The organism is Marinilactibacillus kalidii (assembly GCF_017599325.1).
Taxonomy (GTDB): Bacteria; Bacillota; Bacilli; order Lactobacillales; family Carnobacteriaceae_A; genus Marinilactibacillus; species Marinilactibacillus kalidii.
This window is the reverse complement of record NZ_JAGFVM010000026.1, coordinates 18,829-41,667: the sequence shown is the minus strand read 5'-3', so window position 1 is coordinate 41,667 and position 22,839 is coordinate 18,829. Positions and strand designations below refer to the sequence as shown.

22 protein-coding genes and 1 pseudogene are annotated in these 22,839 nt (G+C 36.3%); 14 read left to right on the top strand and 9 right to left on the bottom strand.

Annotated elements, in window-relative coordinates:
* Positions 1-115 precede the first annotated feature (115 nt).
* Positions 116-856 (bottom strand): type I methionyl aminopeptidase, encoded by a 741-nt coding sequence (gene map, locus J5J05_RS05840; RefSeq protein WP_208559734.1) that lies wholly within the window; start codon positions 854-856, stop codon positions 116-118.
* Between the two features lie 250 nt (positions 857-1,106).
* Between map and J5J05_RS05835 the strand changes: the two genes are divergently transcribed.
* On the top strand, positions 1,107-1,487 hold the full coding sequence (locus J5J05_RS05835) for a VOC family protein (protein WP_208559733.1): 381 nt from the start codon (positions 1,107-1,109) through the stop codon (positions 1,485-1,487).
* A 234-nt stretch (positions 1,488-1,721) separates the two neighbouring features.
* On the top strand, positions 1,722-2,729 hold the full coding sequence (locus J5J05_RS05830) for a tRNA dihydrouridine synthase (protein ID WP_208559732.1): 1,008 nt from the start codon (positions 1,722-1,724) through the stop codon (positions 2,727-2,729).
* A gap of 79 nt (positions 2,730-2,808) precedes the next feature.
* Here the strand turns inward: J5J05_RS05830 and J5J05_RS05825 are convergent, their stop codons facing one another.
* Complete coding sequence (locus J5J05_RS05825; RefSeq protein WP_208559731.1) at positions 2,809-3,438, bottom strand: YczE/YyaS/YitT family protein; 630 nt, start codon at positions 3,436-3,438, stop codon at positions 2,809-2,811.
* A 174-nt stretch (positions 3,439-3,612) separates the two neighbouring features.
* On the opposite strand from J5J05_RS05825, the gene J5J05_RS05820 reads away from it, so the two are divergent.
* Complete coding sequence (locus tag J5J05_RS05820; protein WP_208559843.1) at positions 3,613-4,191, top strand: uracil-DNA glycosylase family protein; 579 nt, start codon at positions 3,613-3,615, stop codon at positions 4,189-4,191.
* Here the strand turns inward: J5J05_RS05820 and J5J05_RS05815 are convergent.
* A complete protein-coding gene (locus J5J05_RS05815; protein ID WP_208559730.1) occupies positions 4,186-5,028 on the bottom strand; it encodes an SDR family NAD(P)-dependent oxidoreductase in 843 nt (280 codons plus the stop codon). The genes J5J05_RS05820 and J5J05_RS05815 overlap by 6 nt on opposite strands.
* A gap of 27 nt (positions 5,029-5,055) precedes the next feature.
* Positions 5,056-5,724 (bottom strand): cyclic nucleotide-binding domain-containing protein, encoded by a 669-nt coding sequence (locus tag J5J05_RS05810; protein WP_208559729.1) that lies wholly within the window; start codon positions 5,722-5,724, stop codon positions 5,056-5,058.
* A gap of 197 nt (positions 5,725-5,921) precedes the next feature.
* On the opposite strand from J5J05_RS05810, the gene J5J05_RS05805 reads away from it, so the two are divergent.
* Positions 5,922-6,830, top strand: a complete 909-nt coding sequence (locus J5J05_RS05805) for a phosphate/phosphite/phosphonate ABC transporter substrate-binding protein (protein WP_208559728.1) — start codon at positions 5,922-5,924, stop codon at positions 6,828-6,830.
* Positions 6,831-7,093: 263 nt separating this feature from the next.
* Positions 7,094-7,897 carry a metallophosphoesterase family protein gene (locus J5J05_RS05800; protein WP_208559727.1) on the top strand — a complete coding sequence of 268 codons (804 nt, stop codon included), beginning with the start codon at positions 7,094-7,096 and terminating at the stop codon, positions 7,895-7,897.
* Between the two features lie 67 nt (positions 7,898-7,964).
* Here J5J05_RS05800 and J5J05_RS05795 read toward each other — a convergent pair whose 3' ends face one another.
* Both J5J05_RS05795 and J5J05_RS05790 read right to left on the bottom strand, forming a co-directional pair.
* Positions 7,965-8,258, bottom strand: coding sequence for a hypothetical protein (locus J5J05_RS05795; RefSeq protein ID WP_208559726.1), 294 nt, complete (start codon positions 8,256-8,258; stop codon positions 7,965-7,967).
* Between the two features lie 31 nt (positions 8,259-8,289).
* The gene (locus J5J05_RS05790; protein ID WP_208559725.1) at positions 8,290-8,607 is read right to left on the bottom strand and encodes a hypothetical protein; all 318 of its coding nucleotides are present in this window, start codon (positions 8,605-8,607) and stop codon (positions 8,290-8,292) included.
* A 255-nt stretch (positions 8,608-8,862) separates the two neighbouring features.
* On the opposite strand from J5J05_RS05790, the gene J5J05_RS05785 reads away from it, so the two are divergent.
* The 5 genes from J5J05_RS05785 to J5J05_RS05765 all read left to right on the top strand — a co-directional run bounded on the left by J5J05_RS05785 (position 8,863) and on the right by J5J05_RS05765 (position 13,319).
* The gene (locus J5J05_RS05785; RefSeq protein WP_208559724.1) at positions 8,863-10,218 is read left to right on the top strand and encodes a YjiH family protein; all 1,356 of its coding nucleotides are present in this window, start codon (positions 8,863-8,865) and stop codon (positions 10,216-10,218) included.
* A 140-nt stretch (positions 10,219-10,358) separates the two neighbouring features.
* A complete protein-coding gene (locus tag J5J05_RS05780) occupies positions 10,359-11,222 on the top strand; it encodes a hypothetical protein (RefSeq protein ID WP_208559723.1) in 864 nt (287 codons plus the stop codon).
* Positions 11,223-11,375: 153 nt separating this feature from the next.
* Positions 11,376-12,143 carry a hypothetical protein gene (locus tag J5J05_RS05775; RefSeq protein ID WP_208559722.1) on the top strand — a complete coding sequence of 256 codons (768 nt, stop codon included), beginning with the start codon at positions 11,376-11,378 and terminating at the stop codon, positions 12,141-12,143.
* Positions 12,144-12,146: 3 nt separating this feature from the next.
* A complete protein-coding gene (locus J5J05_RS05770; RefSeq protein WP_208559721.1) occupies positions 12,147-12,716 on the top strand; it encodes a hypothetical protein in 570 nt (189 codons plus the stop codon).
* Between the two features lie 84 nt (positions 12,717-12,800).
* Positions 12,801-13,319 carry a YehS family protein gene (locus J5J05_RS05765; protein ID WP_208559720.1) on the top strand — a complete coding sequence of 173 codons (519 nt, stop codon included), beginning with the start codon at positions 12,801-12,803 and terminating at the stop codon, positions 13,317-13,319.
* A gap of 616 nt (positions 13,320-13,935) precedes the next feature.
* Here J5J05_RS05765 and J5J05_RS05760 read toward each other — a convergent pair.
* From J5J05_RS05760 to J5J05_RS05750, 3 genes are all read right to left on the bottom strand, one after another.
* Positions 13,936-14,508, bottom strand: coding sequence for an LURP-one-related/scramblase family protein (locus J5J05_RS05760; RefSeq protein WP_208559719.1), 573 nt, complete (start codon positions 14,506-14,508; stop codon positions 13,936-13,938).
* A 200-nt stretch (positions 14,509-14,708) separates the two neighbouring features.
* Positions 14,709-15,317, bottom strand: coding sequence for an HAD-IA family hydrolase (locus J5J05_RS05755; RefSeq protein WP_244244632.1), 609 nt, complete (start codon positions 15,315-15,317; stop codon positions 14,709-14,711).
* A gap of 173 nt (positions 15,318-15,490) precedes the next feature.
* A complete protein-coding gene (locus J5J05_RS05750) occupies positions 15,491-16,987 on the bottom strand; it encodes an AcpB/EbpR/MafR family transcriptional regulator (protein WP_208559717.1) in 1,497 nt (498 codons plus the stop codon).
* Between the two features lie 881 nt (positions 16,988-17,868).
* Between J5J05_RS05750 and J5J05_RS05745 the strand changes: the two are divergent.
* The 4 genes and pseudogenes from J5J05_RS05745 to J5J05_RS05730 form a co-directional block, all read left to right on the top strand.
* Positions 17,869-18,243, top strand: a pseudogene (locus J5J05_RS05745) (EF2685/EF0750 family sortase-dependent surface protein); the annotation flags it as partial.
* Positions 18,230-19,060, top strand: a complete 831-nt coding sequence (locus tag J5J05_RS05740; protein ID WP_208559715.1) for a WxL domain-containing protein — start codon at positions 18,230-18,232, stop codon at positions 19,058-19,060. The pseudogene J5J05_RS05745 and the gene J5J05_RS05740, both read left to right, overlap by 14 nt.
* 87 nt (positions 19,061-19,147) lie before the next feature.
* Positions 19,148-20,197, top strand: a complete 1,050-nt coding sequence (locus J5J05_RS05735; protein ID WP_208559714.1) for a WxLIP family cell surface protein — start codon at positions 19,148-19,150, stop codon at positions 20,195-20,197.
* Between the two features lie 14 nt (positions 20,198-20,211).
* Positions 20,212-22,572: a WxL domain-containing protein gene (locus J5J05_RS05730; RefSeq protein WP_208559713.1), complete on the top strand. Its 2,361-nt coding sequence runs from the start codon at positions 20,212-20,214 to the stop codon at positions 22,570-22,572.
* Positions 22,573-22,839: the final 267 nt, after the last annotated feature.

The window sequence follows — 22,839 nt, the reverse complement described above, 5'->3', positions numbered from 1 at the left end:
GATTTTCATTGCGATTAATTTAAAGAAATAAGATCATAAAAAAGAAAGACCCCTGAGAGTATTGTAAGCACACAATGCTCTCAGGGGTCTTTTTAAAGGCAAAAGCTGTCCTAGCCTATAACGTCACGATGATAGGACCATCTTTGGAAACGATAATCGTATGCTCAATCTGCGCAACTTTACTTTGGTCGACCGCTAGCGTCCAGTCATCATCCTTTTGATAGAACTCTTCTTCGTAAGAGGAGATAAATGGCTCAAAAGCAATCACCATACCTTCACGTAGTTGGACATCATCACGTCTGTTTTTATAATTGAAAATATGATTTGGAGATTCATGAATCGAACGTCCAATACCATGTCCCGTCAATGTCATGATAACCGTTAAGTTGTTTTCCTTCGCGGTTTTATAAACAGCCTCTCCAAGATCACTCGTATTGAATCCAGGCATAGCCTTTTTAAGACCTGCCTCAAAAGCTGCTTTGGCCATTTCGCAGACTTTAGTAGAGATTTCTGGACCCTCACCAACCACAAAAGAACGGCCTGTATCTGCAAAATAGCCATTCTTAGAGGCAGATACATCAATATTTACAAGGTCTCCTTCATGAATCACCCGGTCACCAGGAATCCCATGAGCGATTTCTTCATTCACACTGATACAAGTGTACCCTGGGAAATCATAGACACCCTTAGGCGCAGAAACCGCACCCGCTTCTTCGAGCATCTTACCAGCTAACTCATCTAATTCCTTCGTCGTTACACCAGGCTTTGTCTGTGCGATCAACTCATCTCGAATCGTACCGCAAATTTTGCCAATCTCTTTTAGTCCAGTATAATCTTCTTCTGTTTTTGCAATCATAGTATGTCCTCATTTCTTTTATTGAACCAATGATCACTAAGAGGTGATCTGTTATCTTTATCATACTATCTTTTCCAGCACTAATAAACAATAATTGATAAATCCTATTAAAATCTAAACAGATTGAATGACAAAAAAGTTTTTCTAATTAAAACCTTTTGTTATTTTATAGTGTCTGATAAAATAGTGAATCATACAGATCAAAGACAAAGCACCGTCAAAAACTGTTCGACGAAAGGAAGCAATGAATATGAGAATTGAGCACGTAGCACTATGGGCCACTGAACTAGAAAGCATGAAGACGTTCTACGAAACGTATTTTGAAGCAACCAGCGGTCCACGCTATTATAATCAGAAAACAGGCTTCACCTCTTACTTTTTATCTTTTACTTCGGGTGCTAGAGTAGAAATCATGCACAAAAAAGGGATCGAAGAGAGCGCAGCCTTAGTCACCGGCTACGCACATCTAGCTTTTTCAGTCGGAACGAAGCAAGCAGTTGATGCATTGACGGAGCGACTAGTAAAAGACGGATTCTCATTACTAAATGGTCCTAGAACGACTGGAGATGGCTACTACGAATCAGTTGTTGCTGATCCTGAAGGTAACTTGATTGAAATCACAACAGATTAATAAAGGGTGATCAATCAAGGTTGCTCACCAAGAAATCTAGGCGTTCATTATACAGAAAGAACGCCTAATACATAAAAACAGAACAAATAACTGACACAGTTTAACGAACTTTTTGTAAGAATATTTGACAAACGCGCTGTAAAAGATAAAATAGATAAAGTTGGATTAAATGCATCGTATAAACCATTAAATGAAATAGAAGACCTTAAATAAGGAAGGAAATTGTTAGTAGTCATGGAAAATAATTTTTGGAAAGAATTACCGAAGCCCTTTTTTGTGTTGGCACCGATGGAAGATGTTACGGATGTCGTTTTCAGACATGTAATCAGTGAAGCGGGTAGACCGGATGTTTTCTTTACTGAATTCACGAACACGGTCAGTTACTGCCATCCAGAAGGACGTAATAGTGTACGCGGTCGTCTGACCTTTACAGAAGATGAACACCCGATCGTTGCGCACATTTGGGGAGACCAGCCTGAGTTTTTCCGTGAAATGAGTATCGATATGGCAAAAGAAGGATTCAAAGGTATCGATATCAATATGGGCTGTCCTGTACCGAATGTTGCTAAAAAAGGAAAAGGCAGCGGACTGATTCTCCGTCCAGAAGTGGCGGCGGAACTGATTGAAGCAGCCAAAGCAGGCGGCCTACCTGTCAGCGTTAAAACAAGACTTGGTTATGCGAAATTAGAAGAATGGCGTGACTGGATCACCCATTTATTGAAACAAGATATTGCGAACTTATCGATTCATTTACGGACGAGAAGAGAAATGAGTAAATATGATGCTCACTGGGAAATGATCCCAGAGATCAAGCAACTGCGTGATGAAATCGCTCCTGATACCTTATTGACGATCAACGGAGATATTCCTGACCGTGCAACAGGTATGGAACTAGTTGAAAAATACGGTGTAGATGGTGTGATGATTGGACGTGGCGTCTTCAAGAATCCGCATGCTTTCGAAAAAGAACCAAGAGAACACAGCGGTGCTGAAATGCTAGATTTGTTGAGAATGCACTTGGATTTATTTGACAAGTATTCTGTGAAAGATAATCGCTCATTCAAACCGTTACGTCGCTTCTTCAAAATTTATGTACGTGGGATGAAAGGGGCAAGTGACCTGAGAGTGAAATTGATGGAAACAGTCACTACAGACCAAGTACGAGTATTACTAGACGAATTTGAAGAACAATACGAAAAAGATCTTGAAGAGATGGAAGAAAATGTTTCTATAGAAAGTTGATCTAGACAAAAAAGGCTTTACTCGAAAAAGGAGTAGAGCCTTTTTTGTGTAGGGTCGATAGTAGCAAAAAGTGAATGAATCAAATATTGTCGACTAACGGACGAAGTTTTTTAATAAAGAGGCCAAGTAGCGGTGCAAAAATCAACATACCAATAATCGTACCTTCTCTAGCCGTGAATGGCACACTCAGCGTAAAGGCAAAAGTAAAGGTCAAAATGACTGCCAAAATATCTACTGATTGGCGGAGCACAGCAAAACGATAGCCTGTTTTCAGTGCAAGTGCCATACAGAAAGCTTCTAAAGGGAAAGTGACAATATTGACGGCCATAACCATACTGACAGCTATTGCAGCGAGTAAGGTTCCGGTCAAGAAGATGAGTAGTGTGACGCCGTAGTTTGGAAGGATCAGTGAATCGAACAAAGTATAATAGAAATAATTGATCAATGTACCGATCAGAACACTAACAGGAATTTGTAGTAATTGTCTAAGTGGAAATTCCTTTTTCAATAAAATGATTTGTCCGAAGACACAGGAAATATTTAAAATCATTCCAATCGTACCAACTTTTATTGTAGAGATATGAGAAAGTGTTTGAGCAATCGCGTCCCAAGCGGGTAAGCCGATTGCTGCTTTAATGTTGATGGAAGCTGAAAATGCCACGAATACCATGGAAATCAGCATCAAACTGACTTTTTTTAGCTGTTGCACAGGCATGTCTCCTTGTGGAAATAGTTAGTGAAAATGACACACATCACCATAAAAAGAATCCCAATGACGAATCATTTCGTATCAGAATAATGGATTTGTTATACTTAGTATAAAGGAATTAGTAGAATAGATGAATATGTATTTAAATAAAATCAGAAGGAGATTGGATAGTTGATGACTACAATAGAAGAAATCAAACAAGCCATTATGAACGATCCTGAAAACGAATCTTATACAAAACGTGGTGTACCACCTCTGTTTAGCGCACCTAAAGAAACCCGTATCGCCATCGTTGGCCAAGCACCAGGGCGCAAAGCAGAAGAATCTCAATTATTCTGGAATGATGCTAGTGGAGACCGGCTGCGAGAATGGATGGGGATAACGGATGAACAGTTTTATACTTCGGACAAAATCGCTCATCTACCCATGGACTTTTATTATCCAGGCAAAGCAAAATCAGGCGATGTCCCACCGCGTAAAGGCTTTGCAGAGAAATGGCATCCCCTTATATTAGAAGAGATGCCAAAATTAGATACCATTATCCTGATCGGAGCATATGCGCAGAAGTATTATTTGGGTAAACGTCGTGAGAAGACCCTTACTGAAACGGTTAGAAATTATGAAAACTACTTACCAGAATACTTGCCACTCGTTCATCCTTCACCACTTAACCATGGCTGGCTGAAACGAAACCCGTGGTTTGCAGAAGAAGTTATTCCTGCACTCAGAAAACGTGTTGCGATCGATTTATAATGTTGAAAGATTTAGTTCTTTAAGTGTAGCGTCAATAAAGGTTCTACGCATTTTGAAGTCACTACCGTGTTTTTTAACTGCCGTGACGGTTCCTTCATCAGAGTAGACCCCAGCATATACTTCAGGTTGCTGAACCGCTGAAATGACAGATTGACTGCCTTCTTCGACGGTTACAAAAAATGGTGATAACAGACCAAAAACAAGATCACCGACTTTTTGACCGACATTGTTTTTACCAATATTTGTGGAAACCATTCCTGGGTGAACAGCAGTGGTTCTTAAGCCTTGGTTCTTATACATCTCATGCAACTCTTGTGCGAGATAAAGCGTGCCTAACTTGGAGCGACCGTAACCAGTGATTGGATCAAAATGCTTGGGATTAAAGAAAGGTGCTTTCATTGGTGCGAATTTGTAGGCACCAGAAGATACAACAATGATCTGTTTGCGGTCACTGTTTAGTACAATAGGCAAGAGTGCGTGTGTTAGTAGAAAAGGACCAAGATAATTCGTGGCCATCATCAGCTCATAGCCATCGACACTCTGTTTTCTCGAAGTAGATACCATTCCTGCATTGTTCACTAGGCAGTCGATATACATAAATTGCTCACGAATCTCAGTCGCTGCGGCGTTGACGGAACTGAGGTCACTTAAATCGCAATGAATCAGTGTAACGGTTAACTTGGGATGAGCTGATAATAATTCTTGCTTTAATTGTTCCCCTTTAGTGAGGTTGCGACAAAGCAATAAAACGTGATCGAACGAAGCAGCAAGTGCTTTGACTGTTGCTTTTCCGATACCGGAAGTTGGTCCTGTGATAGCTAAGATAGATTCTGACATGAAATGCCTCCATTCGATAAGGGGTCGTTAGAAACTGACTGTACGTGATAATTCTTCTAAAGTATTGTAATCGAGAATCGTATAGGTCGTTTTATGCTTTTCTAAAATGTTTGCTTCCCGGAAACTGGTGATGGTTCGCAGTAGATGGCGATAGCTGACATTGAGGATGACTGCGCAAGTAGTGAGCTGATAAGAAAATACTTGATTTTCTTCATGTTCTAGAATAAATTTTGCTAAACGAGTTTCTACTGGCTCAGTTAAAGAATTCGCAAGATTGACACCAGAATTCAATCGATAGCTCAAAATTTGGCAGATGTTTTGGAGAAATTTTACATCATTTTGTAAGGTCTGACGATACTGCTTTAAACTGATCGCCACACAGACGCAATTAGTCATCGCTTTTACATTGCTTTTAGGCGTCATGCCCCAGAGAGATGAAGCTTCGCCAAGTAAAGTTGCCGGATAGGAATAGTCGATACAAATGTTTTGTGTATCAGACGAATATGAGTAAATCATGACCGTTCCTTCAACCAAGAAATAAAGAAATTCTGAACTACGCTCTGTTTGGATCAAATGCTCGTCTTTATTGAAAGTATAAAGAGAAGCGATGGGCGCTAGTGATGTATCCATATAAGCTTGCAAATTATATTTTTCGATATATTTAAGCAATTGATCATCGCGATTCAATTTAATCATCGGTTTGAGAACTCCTAAATAAGGTTTTCTTTTTATTATAAAGGAATCTGTTGGACGCTACAATGCGAATGAAGAGAGATTACAGGTATTAAATGTATGTAAAATTCTTGTAAATGTGACGTGTGTCACTTTCAAGTAACGCTATAATTGCTATGATAGAAACGTACTAGAATTGAGTTCCGGCAGGAGGATAAAAGATGGCATTTAGGCGTTTTGTAAGAGCCTTTTTTGGGTTGATTGTCTTAATGATACTGACAGCATGTGGTTCAAGTGATGGGGGAGACGATAAGCTTGTTGTTCAGTTTGTTCCAACGAACAATGATGGAACGATGGAAGCAAAGTCTGAACCATTTGCAGAGTATCTTTCCGAAAAGCTGGATCGCGAAGTGGAAGTCACAGTCGCGACGGATTATTCGACAATCGTGGAAGCAATGGATGCAGGTCAAGTCGATATAGGCATCATGCCACCAGCAGCTTATGTGCAAGCAAGAGACTCAGGTGGTGCCGAAGCGATTTTGACTTCTCAGTTAGGTGACTACGATCAAGAGACAGGGTTACCGTTAGAAGGTGAACGCACGAATACATTTAAGGGTGAGATATTGGTTCGCTCAGATAGCGACATGACTGAATTGACAGATTTGCGAGGCAAAACTGTCGTCACACTCAGTCCTAATTCTGCGAGTGGTTATATATACCCAATCGCCGAGTTACGAGAAGCCGGAATCGATACGACCAATGATCTAACGATGACAAGCGTCAGTGATATTCCAAGTGAATTATCTGCTGTTTTGAGTGAACAAGTGGATACTGCTTTTGTATTCGAAGGAGCACGAAATGTATTTGCTTCATTCTTTACAGAAGATGATCTGTTTGAAGACCTAAAAGTCTTGTATCTAACGGAAGGTGATATTCCAAACGACGCGATCGCCGTACAACCAGAGATGGACGCCGAACTCAAAGAAGAGATCAAGACGATCTTTTTGAATATGGAAGAAGATCCTGCTGGAGCAGAAGTGATGGCAATATGGGGACATCTAGGGTACGAAGAAGCTGCGGAATCTGCATATGATACAATCAGTACGTATACAGACAAAGCAACGGAATAACGTTGATAAAGGGTGTAGAGGACTTTTGCCAATGCTAAAACTTCTAGGACACGTTTGAGAGCGTCGACCGTTGAAGAGATAGACAGCGTAGAGGCTGTCTAAGTATATAAAAGAGGTAGTGGATCAGGCGACTAAGCTGTTTGAGAGCGGCTTGGTCACTTGATATAAACGTATAGAAATCGTGAATACCGTCTTGAGTTTTCTCAGGGGGGTATTTACAAGTGTTTCTACAAACGTAATTTTAGGAGAGAAATTGAGTATAGATGAATATAGTACACTTATCAGATATCCATTTTAGACAATCATATGAGCAAAGCGAGAATGGCTACCAAGAAATGCTAGCGCTGATGCAAAGTCCATTGATTCCGCTTGCTAAATGTCTAAAGAATATTCAGGCACAACAGGCAATCGATCTTTTGATCATTAGTGGCGACTTGACCGATAGTGGTGAGGCAGAGGATTATCGCGTACTGAAACGATTTATCCAAGAACAAATCGGAGATGTCAAAATAATCGTGACGATGGGCAATCACGATATTAAATCAAACTTTAGGATAGGATGGTTAGACGAAGTGCCATCAGAAGAACCCTATAATGTAGTAGAACATTTTGACGACTTTACAATCCTTTCTTTTGATAGCGCGGTTCACGGTAATTCCAATGGCTATCTCAGTGAAGAACAGTTAAAGTGGCTGGATCATGCATTGGAAGAAGCAAAAAATAAGCCAATCATCTTGGTCACTCACCATCATCTGTTTGAAAACCAGAGTCCAATAACCGCCCTTCCTGAAGCGAATAGATTATTAGAAAAGCTTTCTAGTCGAAACGTCTTGTGTGTATTGAATGGACATACGCATCATTCTTACGAGACAAAAATTGATCAGACCACTTATTTCACCGTTGTGGGCATGTCTTTTGTGGGAGAAGACTTAGGCGCAGCGCAAGTAAGATTCGAGGAGAAATATGGTTATCATGTATACCAGATTGAAAATGGAAAAATAGTAGATACGCAAAGTAAAGTCTATGAAACAGGAAATATCTTGAAGACGTTAAATATGAGTCAGTAAATCGGAAAAGGCCTGTATAGTCAGTATGGATTACTGACTATACAGGCCTTTTTTTGTACCTCAGTTATTAATAACTCTCTTTATTGATTAGAACAAAGTAACTAGTAAAATAAGCTACAGTGCCGCTTAGAATATAATAAATTTCAGGATGAGGTTCTGGGTTAATAGAGGGGAGAATCATGCGGCCACCCATACTGAAAAGAATACACATCCAACTAAGAGCGGCCGATTTTAATTTGATTTCATTACGTTCAGCAACTGATAAACTAGATTTCAAAAAGTTAAAACGGGATGCTTTTGTACTGAAGGATATGACTAAAAGGATGATCAATATGATAGAAAAAATAATGTATGGATCCATTGTTAAAAATGCCTCCTTAAAATTAGTGTTGTTATTGAGTATTGGCGCTACCTTTTGAGCGATAGAAGAAATGAGAAAGTACATAAGAGACTAAAAGAACAAGCAAATAAAAGAAGGAAGCGTATGTATCAGTAAAAGCACTTTGATAAAGATGGAAGACTTCAAAAAGCGTATTGACGAGGAGAAATAGCAAGAGAATCGTCCAGCTGTTTATCATTGCTTTTTGTTTAACTGATAATGACTGAAACGTATTTTCTTTAGAACCGAAAATTGAGCGTTCGGTTAGCCAGCTGATTGGTAAAAATAGGATAATGGAGAGAAAAATGGGTATGAGCGTTCTAAGTATCATGAAAAAGCTCCTTTATGTAGAATATAGAAAAAGCATAACATAAACCGTCCTTTATGCTAAAAGATTCTACACAAAAATCGGAAAAGGCTACGTTATTATAAAAACTATAGAAAGTTATAGATGAGAAAATATTCATAAAGTACGTCGGTATATACAGGTATACAGCGGATTTATGTATAAAAGAGGGCTATAATTGTGATTGCGTGGCGCATATGCTACGCTAAAAAATGACTGAAATTGGAAGGAGCTAGGAAAATGATCAATAAATTGAAGTTTGTTTTGCTATCTTTGTTAGGGTTTATTTTCTTTCTTTTCCCATTTAATATTGATGGGGAAAGTAGTATTTTGATTTCTCATATTATTACTTTTGTAAATACGTATATCTTCGATGCATTCATTTTAATGACCATTGCTTGTTCGTGGATCGTCTTACTCGCAACGATTGTCTTTACTTTTTATACGTCAGAGAACAAGTATGTAAATTCTGTGTTCAAAGCATCTCCTATCAATGTGTTTTTGAGAATAGTGGGATCACTTCTGTACCTAATCATAGTCAATGGTTGGTTTGAACAAGCCTCTTGGGCGCAATTCCTGTATGACGAAGGAACAGGCGGAACCATGGTTGGAGATGGTGGACTGTTAACAACGCTTTATATTACCTTTTTTGTAGGTATTCTTGCTTTACCGTTACTGACTCATTTCGGAGTGGTTGAATTTATCGGCGTTTTACTTGGCCCAATTATGGAAAAGGTCTTCAAAGTTCCTGGTTATTCGACCATCGACGCTATCGCATCATTCGTTGGAGACGGAACGATTGGTATTGTTGTGACCGATACACAGTATCAAAGAGGCTACTATACACAAAGGGAAGCTTACATCATCTCAACGAGTTTCTCGATCGTTGGTATTGCTTTTGCGGCAGCAGTCGCGCAAGAATTAGGCTTTAGTTCGATTTTTCCGATTTTCTATGGTTCAATCGTTCTCATCACCTTAATCTTAGCCTTCATCACTGCACGGTTACCGTTGAAGAAGTTTAGTCGGACTTACTATCAAGATAAGACACCTAAAGAAGTGAACATACCAGAAGACAAATCTACCTTAAGGTACGCCTATGATTCAGCGATCGAACAAGCGGAGTCGACAACTATTTTAGAAGCTTTAATTTCAGCAATCAAAAATATCATCAATATCTTTGTAGGATTTTTGCCGGTCATCATGGCGATCGGTACGTTCTCGTTGATACTGGCAGAGTATACACCGTTGTTTGACATCATTAGTGCGCCACTCGTTTATGTCTATGACTTTATTGGATACAGCACTGACGTTGCGAGACAAATGGCGCCGGCTTCATTGGCTGGTTTTGCGGATATGTATCTACCTGCTTTATTTATTACTGATTCAGCATCAGAAGCCTCAAGATTCTTTATCGGTGTATTGGCATTTACTCAGCTTGTCTTCATGTCAGAGACAGGGATGATTCTTGTTAAAACTAAAATTGGTCTGAACTTTTTAGATGTTGTCAAAGTCTTCTTGTTTAGAACAGTTATCTCTATACCCTTGCTTGTGATGCTCACAAATATTCTAGCCGCAATGAACATTATCTCATTTTGACCCATCAAATTGAAATCAAGCCAGACTGGTATGTATCTGCCAGTCTAGCTTGATTTTTTTATTGTTCAAGAGTTTATTCTGTGTTATCGTTTCTTAAGAGGAGGGTTACTATTAAAAGGAATCGAGCATTATTTATCACAATGATCTGTACTATTATTGGGCTTATGCTGCTTAGTTTTTTAGGCTATCAGTATCTAAAAATGGATCGTCCGTTATTTTTAAAATACAATCGTGATGAGAACTATTACATATCAGAGGATACTTATAAAGAATATCGGTTTAAATTGGAATATATAACCAATAATGATACCGATAATGTGGTTGAACAAATAACCTTTCCAGAACACCCTGAACTTCAGGGAGTTGTTTCTGAATTGAATTATCAAGATTATTTAAGTCAAGGCACGTATGATGGCGTACATAGTGGAGCTTCGTATGGGACGTACAGTGTCAGACAAGTATATATTTTACTTAGAGATACAAGTGAGAACCGACTGGAAACAGAGCGAGTGTTACAACAAGCAAAGTTTTATTTTAGTGATCGCACAGAAATATTGGCAGATATCGGAGCGCTGCATTTGAAAAATAATCAGCCTCTCAATGAATCTCTTCTGGAAAGAACAATAGAGGAGCAGAATAATGGAGCAAGTGAAACGCACTACCGTATTTTGAAAAATACAACAATAGAAAATATTGACCAGAAACGAATGAAGAATACGAACATGGATCTTCAAATAAAACTAGAAAATAGTTGGCTCCAATCTTTTGATAGCATAGCGCTACAAGCAGAAGATGAACTCATCTTTTACACTGAACCAGAAAAAGAAAATCATCAGCCAGACGCGTTCATGTCAGTAGACTTTTCACCCGATGTGACATTGATAGATGGAGAAGGAAATACGTTCACTCAATCATTATTTAGAGTGAAAAATGAACGAAAAGATTTTAATTTTAGAAATCTCCATCGTTATGTTAAAGATAGGGAAAAGAGAGCGGATAATTAGCGGGAATTCTAGTGAGAACGAAGGTCACATTAAAGGAGCGATATTATTAAACGAAACAATCTTTTATTTTTGACCATTATTAGCCTTATCGGTGCAGTGATTCTTGTAGGATTCACCGGACGTACTTATTTCTATTTGGACGAGCCACTATTTTTGAAAAGTGATCAAGCAAAGTCGCCGCTAAAATCTGGAGAACAAAATGAACGATATCAAATCAAACTATCGTATCTTACAAATGCGGAAGAAACAAAAAGGATTGGCAATATAGACTTTCCAGAAAATCCAAATATACGATTAGATAGCTCATCAAGAACACTAATTGATGAATTGGAAAATACGCAAGCGATAAGAAATCAGAAACACTTCGATATCTATCGTTTAAGAGAAGTATTCGTCAGCGTTCGTGATTATTCTGATGAATATGATCATACGGATAATGTCCTTAGAAAGGCAACGATTTATTTTACGGATGGAAGCGAGACCCATGTAGATTTAGGGGAAATCCATCTAAATCATAACGAAAAAAGAGAAGGACCGCTAGAATTGTACTCAACGATTTTATTTGATGGTGTACTTGAAAATAAATTTGAGGTTGCTAAGAAGGTCACGTTGACGGATACCAATATGAATCAGCTAACAGATTATGAAGGCTTATTAGATATCCAAATTGATGGCGTACCTATTAGTGAAGCAGAGGGCATGACGTTTTCTCCAGAGTCTACGGTAATGATTACTTCAGAAATGAAAAGTAGTAAAAATCGATTGACTGAATTTACTCAGATAGATTTTACAATAGAGGCTACCTTTGCAGATGAAGAAGGCAACAAATTTACACAACAAATTAGCTCGGTAATCAACGAAGAGAATGATTACGGTTTTTGGGATGTTCATGACTATATCAAGATAAGGGGAGAAGAATAAAAAATGGTTTCTGGTTATAGGCTTGTTTTTTGGGGACTGATCCTCGCACATGTAAACTTTACGGTAGGTATTTTCACAGTAGTTCCAGCTTTTGTGGGCTATATGGTTTTGCTTCTCGGATACTATGATATAGAAAAAGAAACAGAAGAACAACGATTCTTAGTTCCTAGAGTTGGGACGGCGATGCTAGTGTTGCTTACATTCATCGTACCGTTTATGGAGTATTATTCAAATTTCGATGTCTACTCGACATTAATGTATCAGTACTATCAAAGTGTGTTGATGTTATTGGAATTGATCGTCCTTCACTACATACTACTAATCGGTATCAGTGAACTGGAAAGAAAAAGGTTAGATGATGATATACCAAAATTTGTGAGAAAAGATCAACTGTTCTTATGGTTGATGGGATTAGGAACGTGTGGTGTTGCGATTGGAGTAACAACCAATACGAATTATTTTCAACTAGCAACTCTTTTAGGCAGTGCGTTGAGTTTTATAGGTGGCATCGTCCTTCTTTATACGCTGAGCGATTTCAAGAATGCTTTTCTAGCAGAAGAAAATGTAAAGTAATACTACAAGAGCTGATTGAAGCTTTCTTGTCATCAGTCAAGAAGGTATACTGGTATTAACGTACAATAAATACTGGAGGACAATATGAATAATAATGATAGACTAGTTCGACTAAGATATGCCTTAGATATTAAAGACAGTGACATGGTAGAAATTTTCAAATTGGGTGACAAAGAACTAACAGTAGAAGATGTACAACAATTGCTGGCGAGAACAAAAAATGATCAAGAAGACAATGAAGAAACACATACAGAAAATGAATACGCCAAAACGTGTGATAATGCAACGTTAGAGTCTTTTCTAAATGGCTTAATTGTGTTTAAACGCGGAAAACAAGAAGAGAAACCTGGCGACACGAAGAAACATAAAAGCATGATCAAAAATGATCGTAGCGTCAACAATGTACTCCTCAAAAAAGTCAAAATTGCCCTATCACTGACAAGTGAAGACATGCTAGATATTTTGGATGAGACTGGCGTTTATATCTCAAACAGTGAACTCAGCGCAGTACTTCGAAAAGAAGGCCAACGAAACTACAAAGAATGTGGCGACCGTTACGCTAGAAACTTCTTAAAAGGATTGGCTTATAGATATAGAGCTTAATGAATAAAAACAGACACGAAAGAAGATGATTCCGATAAACAGTCGGAATTATCTTCTTTCGTGTTTCTTATAGTCATAATCATTTTAAGTAGTATGCATGATTTTAACGGAGTATGAGACATTGAAAATAAGCAATAGAGCTGTTCTTTTTACTGATAACTATTAGACTAGTAATTTTAGATATGTAAACGTTCCATTTTAAATATTCACAAATATTCAACGTTTTTGATTTAGAGTAGTCTAGGCACAATAATGCGTAACAAATGAAGAGAAACGTTTTCTGTTAAACAATTAAAAAACCGAAAATACTTTGTCAACAACATGGTTAACTTAAACTTTACGAAAATACTTTATCCGCTTATACCATTGTTATTAAACGAGCTATTTTTAAGGGATGAAGAAGATGTTTCTAAAAAACTAAAAAAATTAAATGAGATGTTAAATAAATTGAAAAAATCTTTTTCTAGCAATTCCATTTTCGAAACAGTTCAGATGATTAAGCGAGAGAATCCAGAAATATCTTTGGGAGTAATAAAAAAGAATGTAGATAAAATCCATAGAGAAAAATTCGAAAAATAATAAAGAAAGGGGTAAGTATGAGATATAAATTATAGACCTAAAACATATTATCAAACGAGCAAACTAAGGTGATTAAAAACAAATCATCCTCTAAATCGTAATTGATGATTTCATAAAAATCACTCAATGAGAAGATTCTCTTTTCACCAGAGGCGACAATTAAATCATCTTTTTTGATATCAAATTTTTTAGCAGTAGGGTTAGTTTCAATTATATATTCTCCATAGATAGAATTTATAAAAATTTTGGGGACACCCGATGTTTTTTGCATCTTAATAGAAGCAATTAATTTTTCTTCTTTAAAAATTTGATATTGATTGAAGAAAAAACTAAATGTTCTTTTTAAGATCATTTTTTCTCCTGAATGTGAATGTGTTATCGCGAAGTCAAAAGGTAATCCGATTATTGTACCTACATATTTATCGAGATTTGCAATAAAAGAGTTGCTACTTATTTCAACGACCATCTCATCATCAACCGTTGCAGCATATTTATAACCGAAAACTGGAATCATTTGTTTTACATTGAATACTTTAATAGTAGGGTTCTTCCTTTCTATAGTGGCAATTTCTTTTCTTTGAAAATAACATAGTAGCTCAATAAAAAACAATACCCAATATGTCCTATATCTATTCAGGTTATTCTGACTAAATGCCTATCTATATTTTATTCTAAAAAAAGTACCCAGAAGTTGGATGTTCAATCTAACTTCTGGGTACTTTTTATTTTTTAGACACTAGATAATCTGATGTATACTAAGTGATTTTGAGAGATTAACTAGATCATTCTAAGAAAATTAAATGCTTACAGTTAGGTTAGTTTTAAATTTAAAATATCAGTTAAACCAGAAATATTAACATTGTAACTAGACGAAGGTTGAGTTAGATTAATGCTTTTGATGCCAGCATTAATGGCTACATTAACATCAACTATTCTATCACCAATGTAATATGTTTCTTCTTTTAGTAATTTATATTTAGTGATTAAATAGTCAATTGCTTCAGCATCTGGTTTTCTTCTAAATCCATTTGAACTCGTAATGACTTCTGAAAAATACTCTGCTATTTTTAGAGAGCTTAAGATACTCAAAGCATTATCGCTTTTGTGAGTATAAATATAGTTTTCTATTCCTTCTCTTTTAGTCCAGTCAAGAAATTTTATAACGTGGTCCATCAAAATGACCTGATCATTTTTAGAACGAGTTCTTATAGAGAAGTCAAACTTTAATTCCTCATAAGGGATATTAAAGTCTGTGGACGTTTGTTTTAGTAAACTTACAACTGATTTATCCAAAATAAACGCTCTTATTTCATTATACTGACAAGGGATTTCGAATAAGTTAAATATTTCTTCCAAAGATTGTAAAATAACGGGATAAGAATCAATCAAAGTCCCATCAAGATCCCAAATAAAATTCATCAATATTTTCACTCCATCAACCAATTTTCATTAAAATAGTCATCGTTTGAAAAGCCATACTATCTAAACGATATCGTACTTATTCAATGCTAAGGGTATATATAGTCTAATAGTATATTAAATAGCGTACATTTCGAAAGAAGATTTGTAATAACGTAGTTAGTTTAAGTGTGTTAAGTCTCAAATAAAAAATCCGAGAATACGAGTTTAGCTTTTGGATTAAGTAAGACAAACAAGCGCTGCCAATCCTTGTGGGTTGGATAAGGCTCAAATAAAAGATGTGTGCATTCATAAAGATATTCAGAAACGTAATGACTATAGTTCGTTATCACGATGCTTATCTCATTATCCTCGAAATATTCTGGCGTCATATCTGTGGCATCAGGAAAATAGAGGTTATGATACTTTCCGACTGATTTTATGGCCATAGCCCGGATATTTTCGCAGATATAGCGATTGCCTTCCAAGAAAAATGCAATATTCTTAGTTGTTTTCCAGTACATAATACGCATAGAGTCCAAGTAAACAGACAAATTTGCACTGATATCTTTTGTCTGCTTTTCATTCAAGTCAAGAATAGGAGATATGTTTTGCTGTATGAAAGAATAAGTCTTTTTATACGTATTAACGGAATACTGCTCAATCAAATAAGAATTTTCAGTTAAATTTTGATTCAAAACAGGCGATAACTGGTAGACAAACAAAAGATTAGAGAAAAAAGATTCAAAAAATACTAAGCTTCTTTCTTTTTCACTAATTGGTGGAGCTGCGATTAACATATAAGCTTCTGCCCATTGTAGCGCCTGTCTTTTCAAGGGGAGTTTTTCTAGGAAAGCTACCTCAGAACAAATACTCATCAAGGAACGCTTGCTGAGTAAAATAGCATAAAGGTATAGCTTTTCCGTTTCCGATAAGTCTGTACCAAAATACTTTACCATATTATGTTTCACATTAGCACAATAATAAATAGGAATTTTCTTTTTTAGAAAATTGATTTCTTTCGGAAGTTCGTCAATGGTTTTTCCATTGATAAAACGTTCAATGGTAATGTGGAGAGTATATTTAAAATCGTTGAAAGAAATATGCGCAAACTCTTCGAAAAATTTTGATTTTCTAAAAACCAATGTTAAATGATAGACAGCTAATGAAGGAAACATCGTGTGAGAGGTAATGTCAGATTCATAATAAAAGTCATAAAAAAATCGACGAATATTGATTTCTTTTCCAGAAAAGTCAAGTGGGTTTGTCAAAACTGAAATTTCATAATCATCTAGCACAGGTTGGATACACTTTAGATAGCGCACAAGACTACTTTCGGATAGATGTAGTGTATCGGCCCACTCAGAAAGGCTCAAGCATTGATTATAGAATATACTTTCAATTAGCTTGAAAAGTGGTTCATCTTCGATTAATTTCTGTTTCTTTTCTATAAATAAAGTTTTGTCTACTACCGAGAAATGATATCCGGAAATAGTGGAAGTGATAGCGATAGATTCTTCAAAATATGTTTTAATCACTTGGATATCTCTTAATAGTGTCCGGTCTGAAGTAGCTGTCTCACTGGATAGGGTTTTTAAAGTACATGTCGTAAAACGTTCAAAAACATTCAAGATATTGTAAAGTCTCTTCGTTTGATTATTGATGATAAAAGCCATCTGAATTTCTTTCACGCCAGATAGTCTCCTTTCGTTTGGTAACGGTTTTTATGAGATTGATTATGCTAAATAAAAGTTTTGAAAGCAAGAAAAGGCAAGAAAATTACAGAATCACATTTTTCGTCAATAGGTGAAAAATGGCTATATAATTCGCTTAAACTTTAAATCATTCTGTATATCGTTAAATTTAAGTGAAGTAAAAAAGTAGCACAGCTTGGATGAATAACCAACGTTGCAACTACAGAATTAGGAAAAAGGATTCGGATCTAAATGGATTGGTAAAAACGGTATCTTTAAATTCTCGCGTGAAGTAAACACTCTTGGAGGCAAAAAAGGATGAAGGGAAAGAGACGTGCCTTAATCGCTTCGATGACCAAGTAAACATTGACGAAAGTATGAGACTAGAGGTTTAGTTAGATATAAATCTTGAATTGAAAAGCTGTTCTACCAACCATATCCTATAAGTGGTAATAGTTCCTACTAATGATATTTAAAATTCTAGGTGAAAGAATCAGTTAATATTTCCTGCTAGCCTAACGTAGTCAAAATGGATCTATCGAAGTGATTCGGTAGATTCTTTTTATTGATTGATAAATTTAATAATAGATGATTAAACAATCGTCATATTAGTCGGGAATCATTTTTTTCGCTGAGCATTGAAAAAGGAGATTCATTAAATTTGGTTTCCTTTGCTATAGTTACCACAGAGACGTGCGAAAGACTTTACGTTTCGTCGAGATTGTCATACCTAACTGACAAACGTGATGATAAGCAGTTAGCTATACTACATGCTGATAGGATATTTATCTATGAAGGACGTCTCATGATCAGTGGCAATCTCCGTTTTCATCATCTTATTAAACCAAAGGAGGGAGTAATATGAAAAAAAAAGTTTTTTAGTTTGGCTTGTACTGATCCTTGTTACGATTTTCATACACTTGCCTAGTTATCAAGCACAAGGAGCAGAGTTGCGAACAATAGAAACAGAAGGGTCGATCGGATTCACTGGGACCTATGTATCAGAGAATCTACCTAATCCAAAACCACCAACTGGTCCTATATCATTACCACCATCATCAAAACCTGCAGAAAAACCAAGTGGTAAATTGCCACAAACAAGTTTTGGCGCCCATCAATATTGGATATGGCTAGGTTGGATTTTAGTTATTCTTTCAATAAGGATATTGTTTAAAAGGTTTAAAGAAGAAATAATAAGCAAAAAAATAATTAAAAATAGAAAAGGATGGAATAATAACAATGAATTATATTAAATTAGCAACGATTACAGCACTCTCTTCAACAATTCTATTAAGTGGTTTGAGTGCATCTGCTCAAGAAACGAGAGAAGTAGAGACAGATGGAACAATTGAATTTATTTCTGATACAGATCAAGAATTAATCGTTACACCACCGGAACCAGGCGAGCCGGGTGAACCGGGACAACCAGGACCGGATGAAATCGTGATTAACCCTGAAGTTCCAGGAACTACAGGACCATTATCAATTATAAAAGCAGTGACAATGGATTTTGGGTCACAAGTCATTTCAAATCAGGATCAAACGTATAATATGATTGCCGAAATGGTTGAATTAGCAGAAGCTAGACCGGATGGTACAACAGAAGTTCCTTATGTCAGTTTTGCACAAGTTTCAGATACGCGAGGAAGTAACGCAGGATGGGACTTACAAGTGAGCTTAAGTGATTTCACATCAAATACACAAAATAATGTATTAAATGGTGCACAAGTAGCACTGAATGACGCTCGTATTCAATATGCTGGAAATAATCAGAACAATGCGCCTACTACACAAAGTGGGTCTATAGAATTAATTCCGGAATCTGGCTCAGTTTCTATTATGAAGGCAGATTCAGGTAAAGGTGCTGGTGTTTCTTCAGTCGTATGGGGTAATCAAGCAGATCTAAGCAGCCAGTTTGAGGATGAAAGTGTTGATACTGTAGAAAATAGTGCAATTCAGGTATCAATTCCTGGTGCTACAGCGAAAGATGCTACAACGTATACATCAAACCTTTCTTGGGAATTAGTGACATTACCAGGTGAGGATGGAGAAACAGTCCCAGAAGTATAAAATAAAGTGATTAACAAAGTTTAGTTGGAAAAGGTAGCGCTAGAAAAAACTATAGCGTTACCTTTTTGAACTGAAAGGAGTAGTTAGATGAATGTGAGACAGCATAAGCACAAATTAAATAAGAAAATCGGATTTTTAACGTTATTATTGATGATGATTTTTTTTAGTACTTCTGATAACGTACAGGCCAATGAAGATATGCTTGGATTCTATATTGATCCCATATTTCCCGATAGTCAGGTAGAAGACTCGAATAGTTATTTTGATTTAAATATCGAACCAGGTGAAGAAGAGACACTCGAAGTGAAAGTGAGAAATGCAACATCAGATGTAAGGAATATTGAGATTTCTTCTCATACTGCGTTCACCAATGTCCACGGGGTTGTTGAATACGGAAAAACTGATGAAAATCCAGATTCATCACTTTCTCATAAGATAGAAGAAGTTCTGGAAGTTCCTGAGCAAATCGAATTAAAAGGTAATGAAGAGAAGATCATATCTATCCCTTTAAAAATGCCAAAAGAATCTTTTGAAGGTGTAATGGCAGGTGGATTGCGAGTTCAGGAAGTCAGTGATAAAGAACTTGAAGACGCATCTGAGGAAGGTTTAGCCATAAAAAATAAATTTTCTTATGTGATTGGAATTGTTATCAGCAATAATAGATCTTTTATAGAGCCAGATTTAACCTTACAAGATGTATTTGCTGATCAGTTGAATTACCGAAATGTTATCAGTGCAACAATTCAAAACTATACACCCACATTTGTTAATAAATTAGCTGTGGATGCAAAAGTAAAAAGAGCGGGCGAAGAAGACATCTTATATAAAGCCCAAAATGAAGATATGCAGATGGCGCCAAACTCTCATTTTGATTTCCCGATTTCCCTTGAAGGTGATCGTTTTAAAAGCGGAGATTATGTTTTAGATATGACTGCTCGTTCAGGAGAGAACGAATGGACATGGCAAGAAGAATTTACGATTGAGGCGGATACAGCAAGAAGTTTTAACCGAGAAGACGTAACTATTGATAGTGGAATTAGTTGGTGGGTTTTAGGTACTGTTTTGTTAATATGTGTACTCACTAGTCTAGTGATTTATTTGTTTTGGAAAAACAAAAAAGATAAAGATTCAAATTAAATAGAGGTGAAATGATGAGGAGATCAGGAAATAAAAAAAAAATTTATTTAACTACAATAGTGCTTCTATTACAAACAGCTATTTTACCAGCAACTATAGTTTACGCTGAAACAAAAAAAAATGATGAATTATTAGAAGGAAACTTGAAAAATGAAACTATAAATAATAGTACATCCATACAAGAGGTTTGGAAATCAGATTTAATCGAAAAAAATGAAGTAGAAGATTCTTTTAACGCCTTACTTTTGTCTGCTAATGAAAAATATAAGAATGATACTAGATCCGAAGAACCCGAAGAACCCGAAGAACCCGAAGAACCCGAAAGTACGAATTTTCCAGAAGTATCTTCCGATTCAACTAATGATGAATTACTTGGTTCATCATTAGAGAAAAAAATAGAAACAGAAGAAAAATCTGAAAGTGAAGTAGACGAAGAAATTCATTTTTCTATCAATGTTGATGAATATATAGAAGTCAATGTTGATGAGGAATTTGAACTAGAAGTTACAGTGAATCAATCGATTGAATCTTTTAGAATTATAGTACCAAATGGAGCTGATTTCTATTTTCAAGATGAGAAGGAAAGAACCTTATTAGATTCATTTCAAGATGGATCTAATTTATACCTCATAGAATTTAACCAAGAAAGTTCTACTTTTCTAACACGATTAAAATTTATCGAAAGTGGACAACTAACTATAGAAGATAAACAAGGGGAAGTTCATGCAGCATTTCTTCATGTTAATACTGGAGTAATTGGACGGAATTCTAATAATTTTTCAGAATTAAGTGCACGCTCTCAAGTTGTTGTTAGTACTTGGGCGGCATTTAGATCTGCTTGGAATAATAATGGTAGAACAACTATACTCGTTCAAGGAAATATTCCAAGTGGGACAACCAACTTAAATACTAGAACAACGGGGGTCAATATTTATGTGGCTACTGGGAATCCTATGGGCGCTTCTTTAGATTTATCTGGAGGGCAAACGTTATCATGGAGTTCTGGTTTAGTAGAATTTCATGTACCAGTAAATAATGCTGAAATTTCAGGACAGGATTTGCTAATAATGGGTAGTGTCTCGACCAGAGAAAATTCTAATAATAGTTTAAGAAGTTTGACTGTAAACGATAGTTCGGAAAATCCTTCAGGACAAATAGCCATAGATAATTTTGGTTATTTTAAAATATTCCAAGCAACAATTGTGGGAGGATGGTTACGAACTCATTCTTCTTCATTTGATATAGATTTTGTGTTATTGGGGAGTAATGTACCTTTTTTATTTAATAGTATGAAAACGGATGTACCTGTACTCAAGACTAAATCTATACAATATTCTAAAGTTGGCTTGGCAGTATGGGATTTGGGCACTGATCCTTTACAGAATCAGGAGGCAAGTCGATTCTGGCGTAACTTAAGCTTTACTATATCGGGAGGGAATATTACATCAAGTACACAACCTTCATTTAATAACGAGAGTTTTCAAGTAAACAATACGAGACAAATGGCCTCTATTAACTTTAGAGGAGCTGGGACTTTACCGCCAACAGCCGTAGATGAAAGAGGAATAGTAACTGTAAAGTATATGGATCAACAAAGTAATGAGTTAACTAATACAGAAATATTAGAAGGAATTGTTGGGGATTCATATGTAACTGAGCCAAAAATAATTGAAAATTACAGAGTATCTGATATTCCCGAAAATGCAAAAGGGATATTCACTGAAGGCGAAACAACTGTTATATATATTTACGAAGAGATCAAAGACATTGAACCAGTGGAACCAGTAGATCCAGTAGATCCTGAAATAGAAGTCAAACCTGAAAATAAACCAGAAATTCCAGAAAGCCAAGGGTTATTAAGTATTGATTTCGTATCTCAGTTTGATTTTGGAGAGCAGAAAATTTCTAGTCAAAATCAAACATACTACGCCAAACCACAGATGATATTAAACGAGGAAGGGACTAGTAGTGAGCAAGCAAGGCCAAATTATATCCAAGTAAGTGATCGTCGTTCTGAGAATACTGGATGGCAATTATCAGTCGTTCAAAAAAATCAATTCGTCGCAAGCGACGGTCATGAACTTCTTGGTTCCGAACTTAGCTTCACAAATCAAGAAGTTGTGTCAGCATCTGAAAATGAACCACCTAGTATTAACCATAGAGACGATACTTTAACTTTGCTACCAGGTGAAAGAATAGTGCTTCTAAAAGCCGAAGAAGACAAAGGTGAAGGAACATGGATTTACCGATTTGGAAACGAAGATACTGCAACTCAGAGTGTTCAACTTTTTGTGCCAGGTGAAGCTAATCCAGAAGCCACTAAATATCAAACAACTTTAAATTGGGAATTGAGTACAGTGCCTAGTAATGAATAAGATAGTATACGAGGGGGTATTTACACTTACTGTTAAAAAAAATGGACAAAATATTCAGTTAAATAATAAGATCTACCGAAAAAATCTACTTAAGATTTTCCGGCAGATCTTATTTGTGCTATGAAAACAAAAGAGAGGTATTTGAGTGTCTGTAATTGTCGAATTTAGTGCAAAGTATTAGAAAACTTTGCATAGTGCATTTCCCAATCCAAGCACTTACTTGGTCGTAAGTTAAGTTTGGGAGTATAGTAATGTATAAGATGACTG

What these genes read in the sequence shown, in the direction of transcription:
- J5J05_RS05805 (WP_208559728.1), top strand. Translation starts at nt 5,922, where the DNA reads ATGGCATTTAGGCGTTTTGTAAGAGCCTTTTTTGGGTTGATTGTCTTA.
- J5J05_RS05755 (WP_244244632.1), bottom strand. Translation starts at nt 15,317, where the DNA reads ATGAATTTTATTTGGGATCTTGATGGGACTTTGATTGATTCTTATCCC.
- J5J05_RS05810 (WP_208559729.1), bottom strand. Translation starts at nt 5,724, where the DNA reads ATGATTAAATTGAATCGCGATGATCAATTGCTTAAATATATCGAAAAA.
- map (WP_208559734.1), bottom strand. Translation starts at nt 856, where the DNA reads ATGATTGCAAAAACAGAAGAAGATTATACTGGACTAAAAGAGATTGGC.
- J5J05_RS05785 (WP_208559724.1), top strand. Translation starts at nt 8,863, where the DNA reads ATGATCAATAAATTGAAGTTTGTTTTGCTATCTTTGTTAGGGTTTATT.
- J5J05_RS05730 (WP_208559713.1), top strand. Translation starts at nt 20,212, where the DNA reads ATGAGGAGATCAGGAAATAAAAAAAAAATTTATTTAACTACAATAGTG.
- J5J05_RS05790 (WP_208559725.1), bottom strand. Translation starts at nt 8,607, where the DNA reads ATGATACTTAGAACGCTCATACCCATTTTTCTCTCCATTATCCTATTT.
- J5J05_RS05740 (WP_208559715.1), top strand. Translation starts at nt 18,230, where the DNA reads ATGAATTATATTAAATTAGCAACGATTACAGCACTCTCTTCAACAATT.
- J5J05_RS05765 (WP_208559720.1), top strand. Translation starts at nt 12,801, where the DNA reads ATGAATAATAATGATAGACTAGTTCGACTAAGATATGCCTTAGATATT.
- J5J05_RS05780 (WP_208559723.1), top strand. Translation starts at nt 10,359, where the DNA reads ATGATCTGTACTATTATTGGGCTTATGCTGCTTAGTTTTTTAGGCTAT.
- J5J05_RS05820 (WP_208559843.1), top strand. Translation starts at nt 3,613, where the DNA reads ATGACTACAATAGAAGAAATCAAACAAGCCATTATGAACGATCCTGAA.
- J5J05_RS05800 (WP_208559727.1), top strand. Translation starts at nt 7,094, where the DNA reads ATGAATATAGTACACTTATCAGATATCCATTTTAGACAATCATATGAG.
- J5J05_RS05835 (WP_208559733.1), top strand. Translation starts at nt 1,107, where the DNA reads ATGAGAATTGAGCACGTAGCACTATGGGCCACTGAACTAGAAAGCATG.
- J5J05_RS05770 (WP_208559721.1), top strand. Translation starts at nt 12,147, where the DNA reads ATGGTTTCTGGTTATAGGCTTGTTTTTTGGGGACTGATCCTCGCACAT.
- J5J05_RS05795 (WP_208559726.1), bottom strand. Translation starts at nt 8,258, where the DNA reads ATGGATCCATACATTATTTTTTCTATCATATTGATCATCCTTTTAGTC.
- J5J05_RS05735 (WP_208559714.1), top strand. Translation starts at nt 19,148, where the DNA reads ATGAATGTGAGACAGCATAAGCACAAATTAAATAAGAAAATCGGATTT.
- J5J05_RS05815 (WP_208559730.1), bottom strand. Translation starts at nt 5,028, where the DNA reads ATGTCAGAATCTATCTTAGCTATCACAGGACCAACTTCCGGTATCGGA.
- J5J05_RS05830 (WP_208559732.1), top strand. Translation starts at nt 1,722, where the DNA reads ATGGAAAATAATTTTTGGAAAGAATTACCGAAGCCCTTTTTTGTGTTG.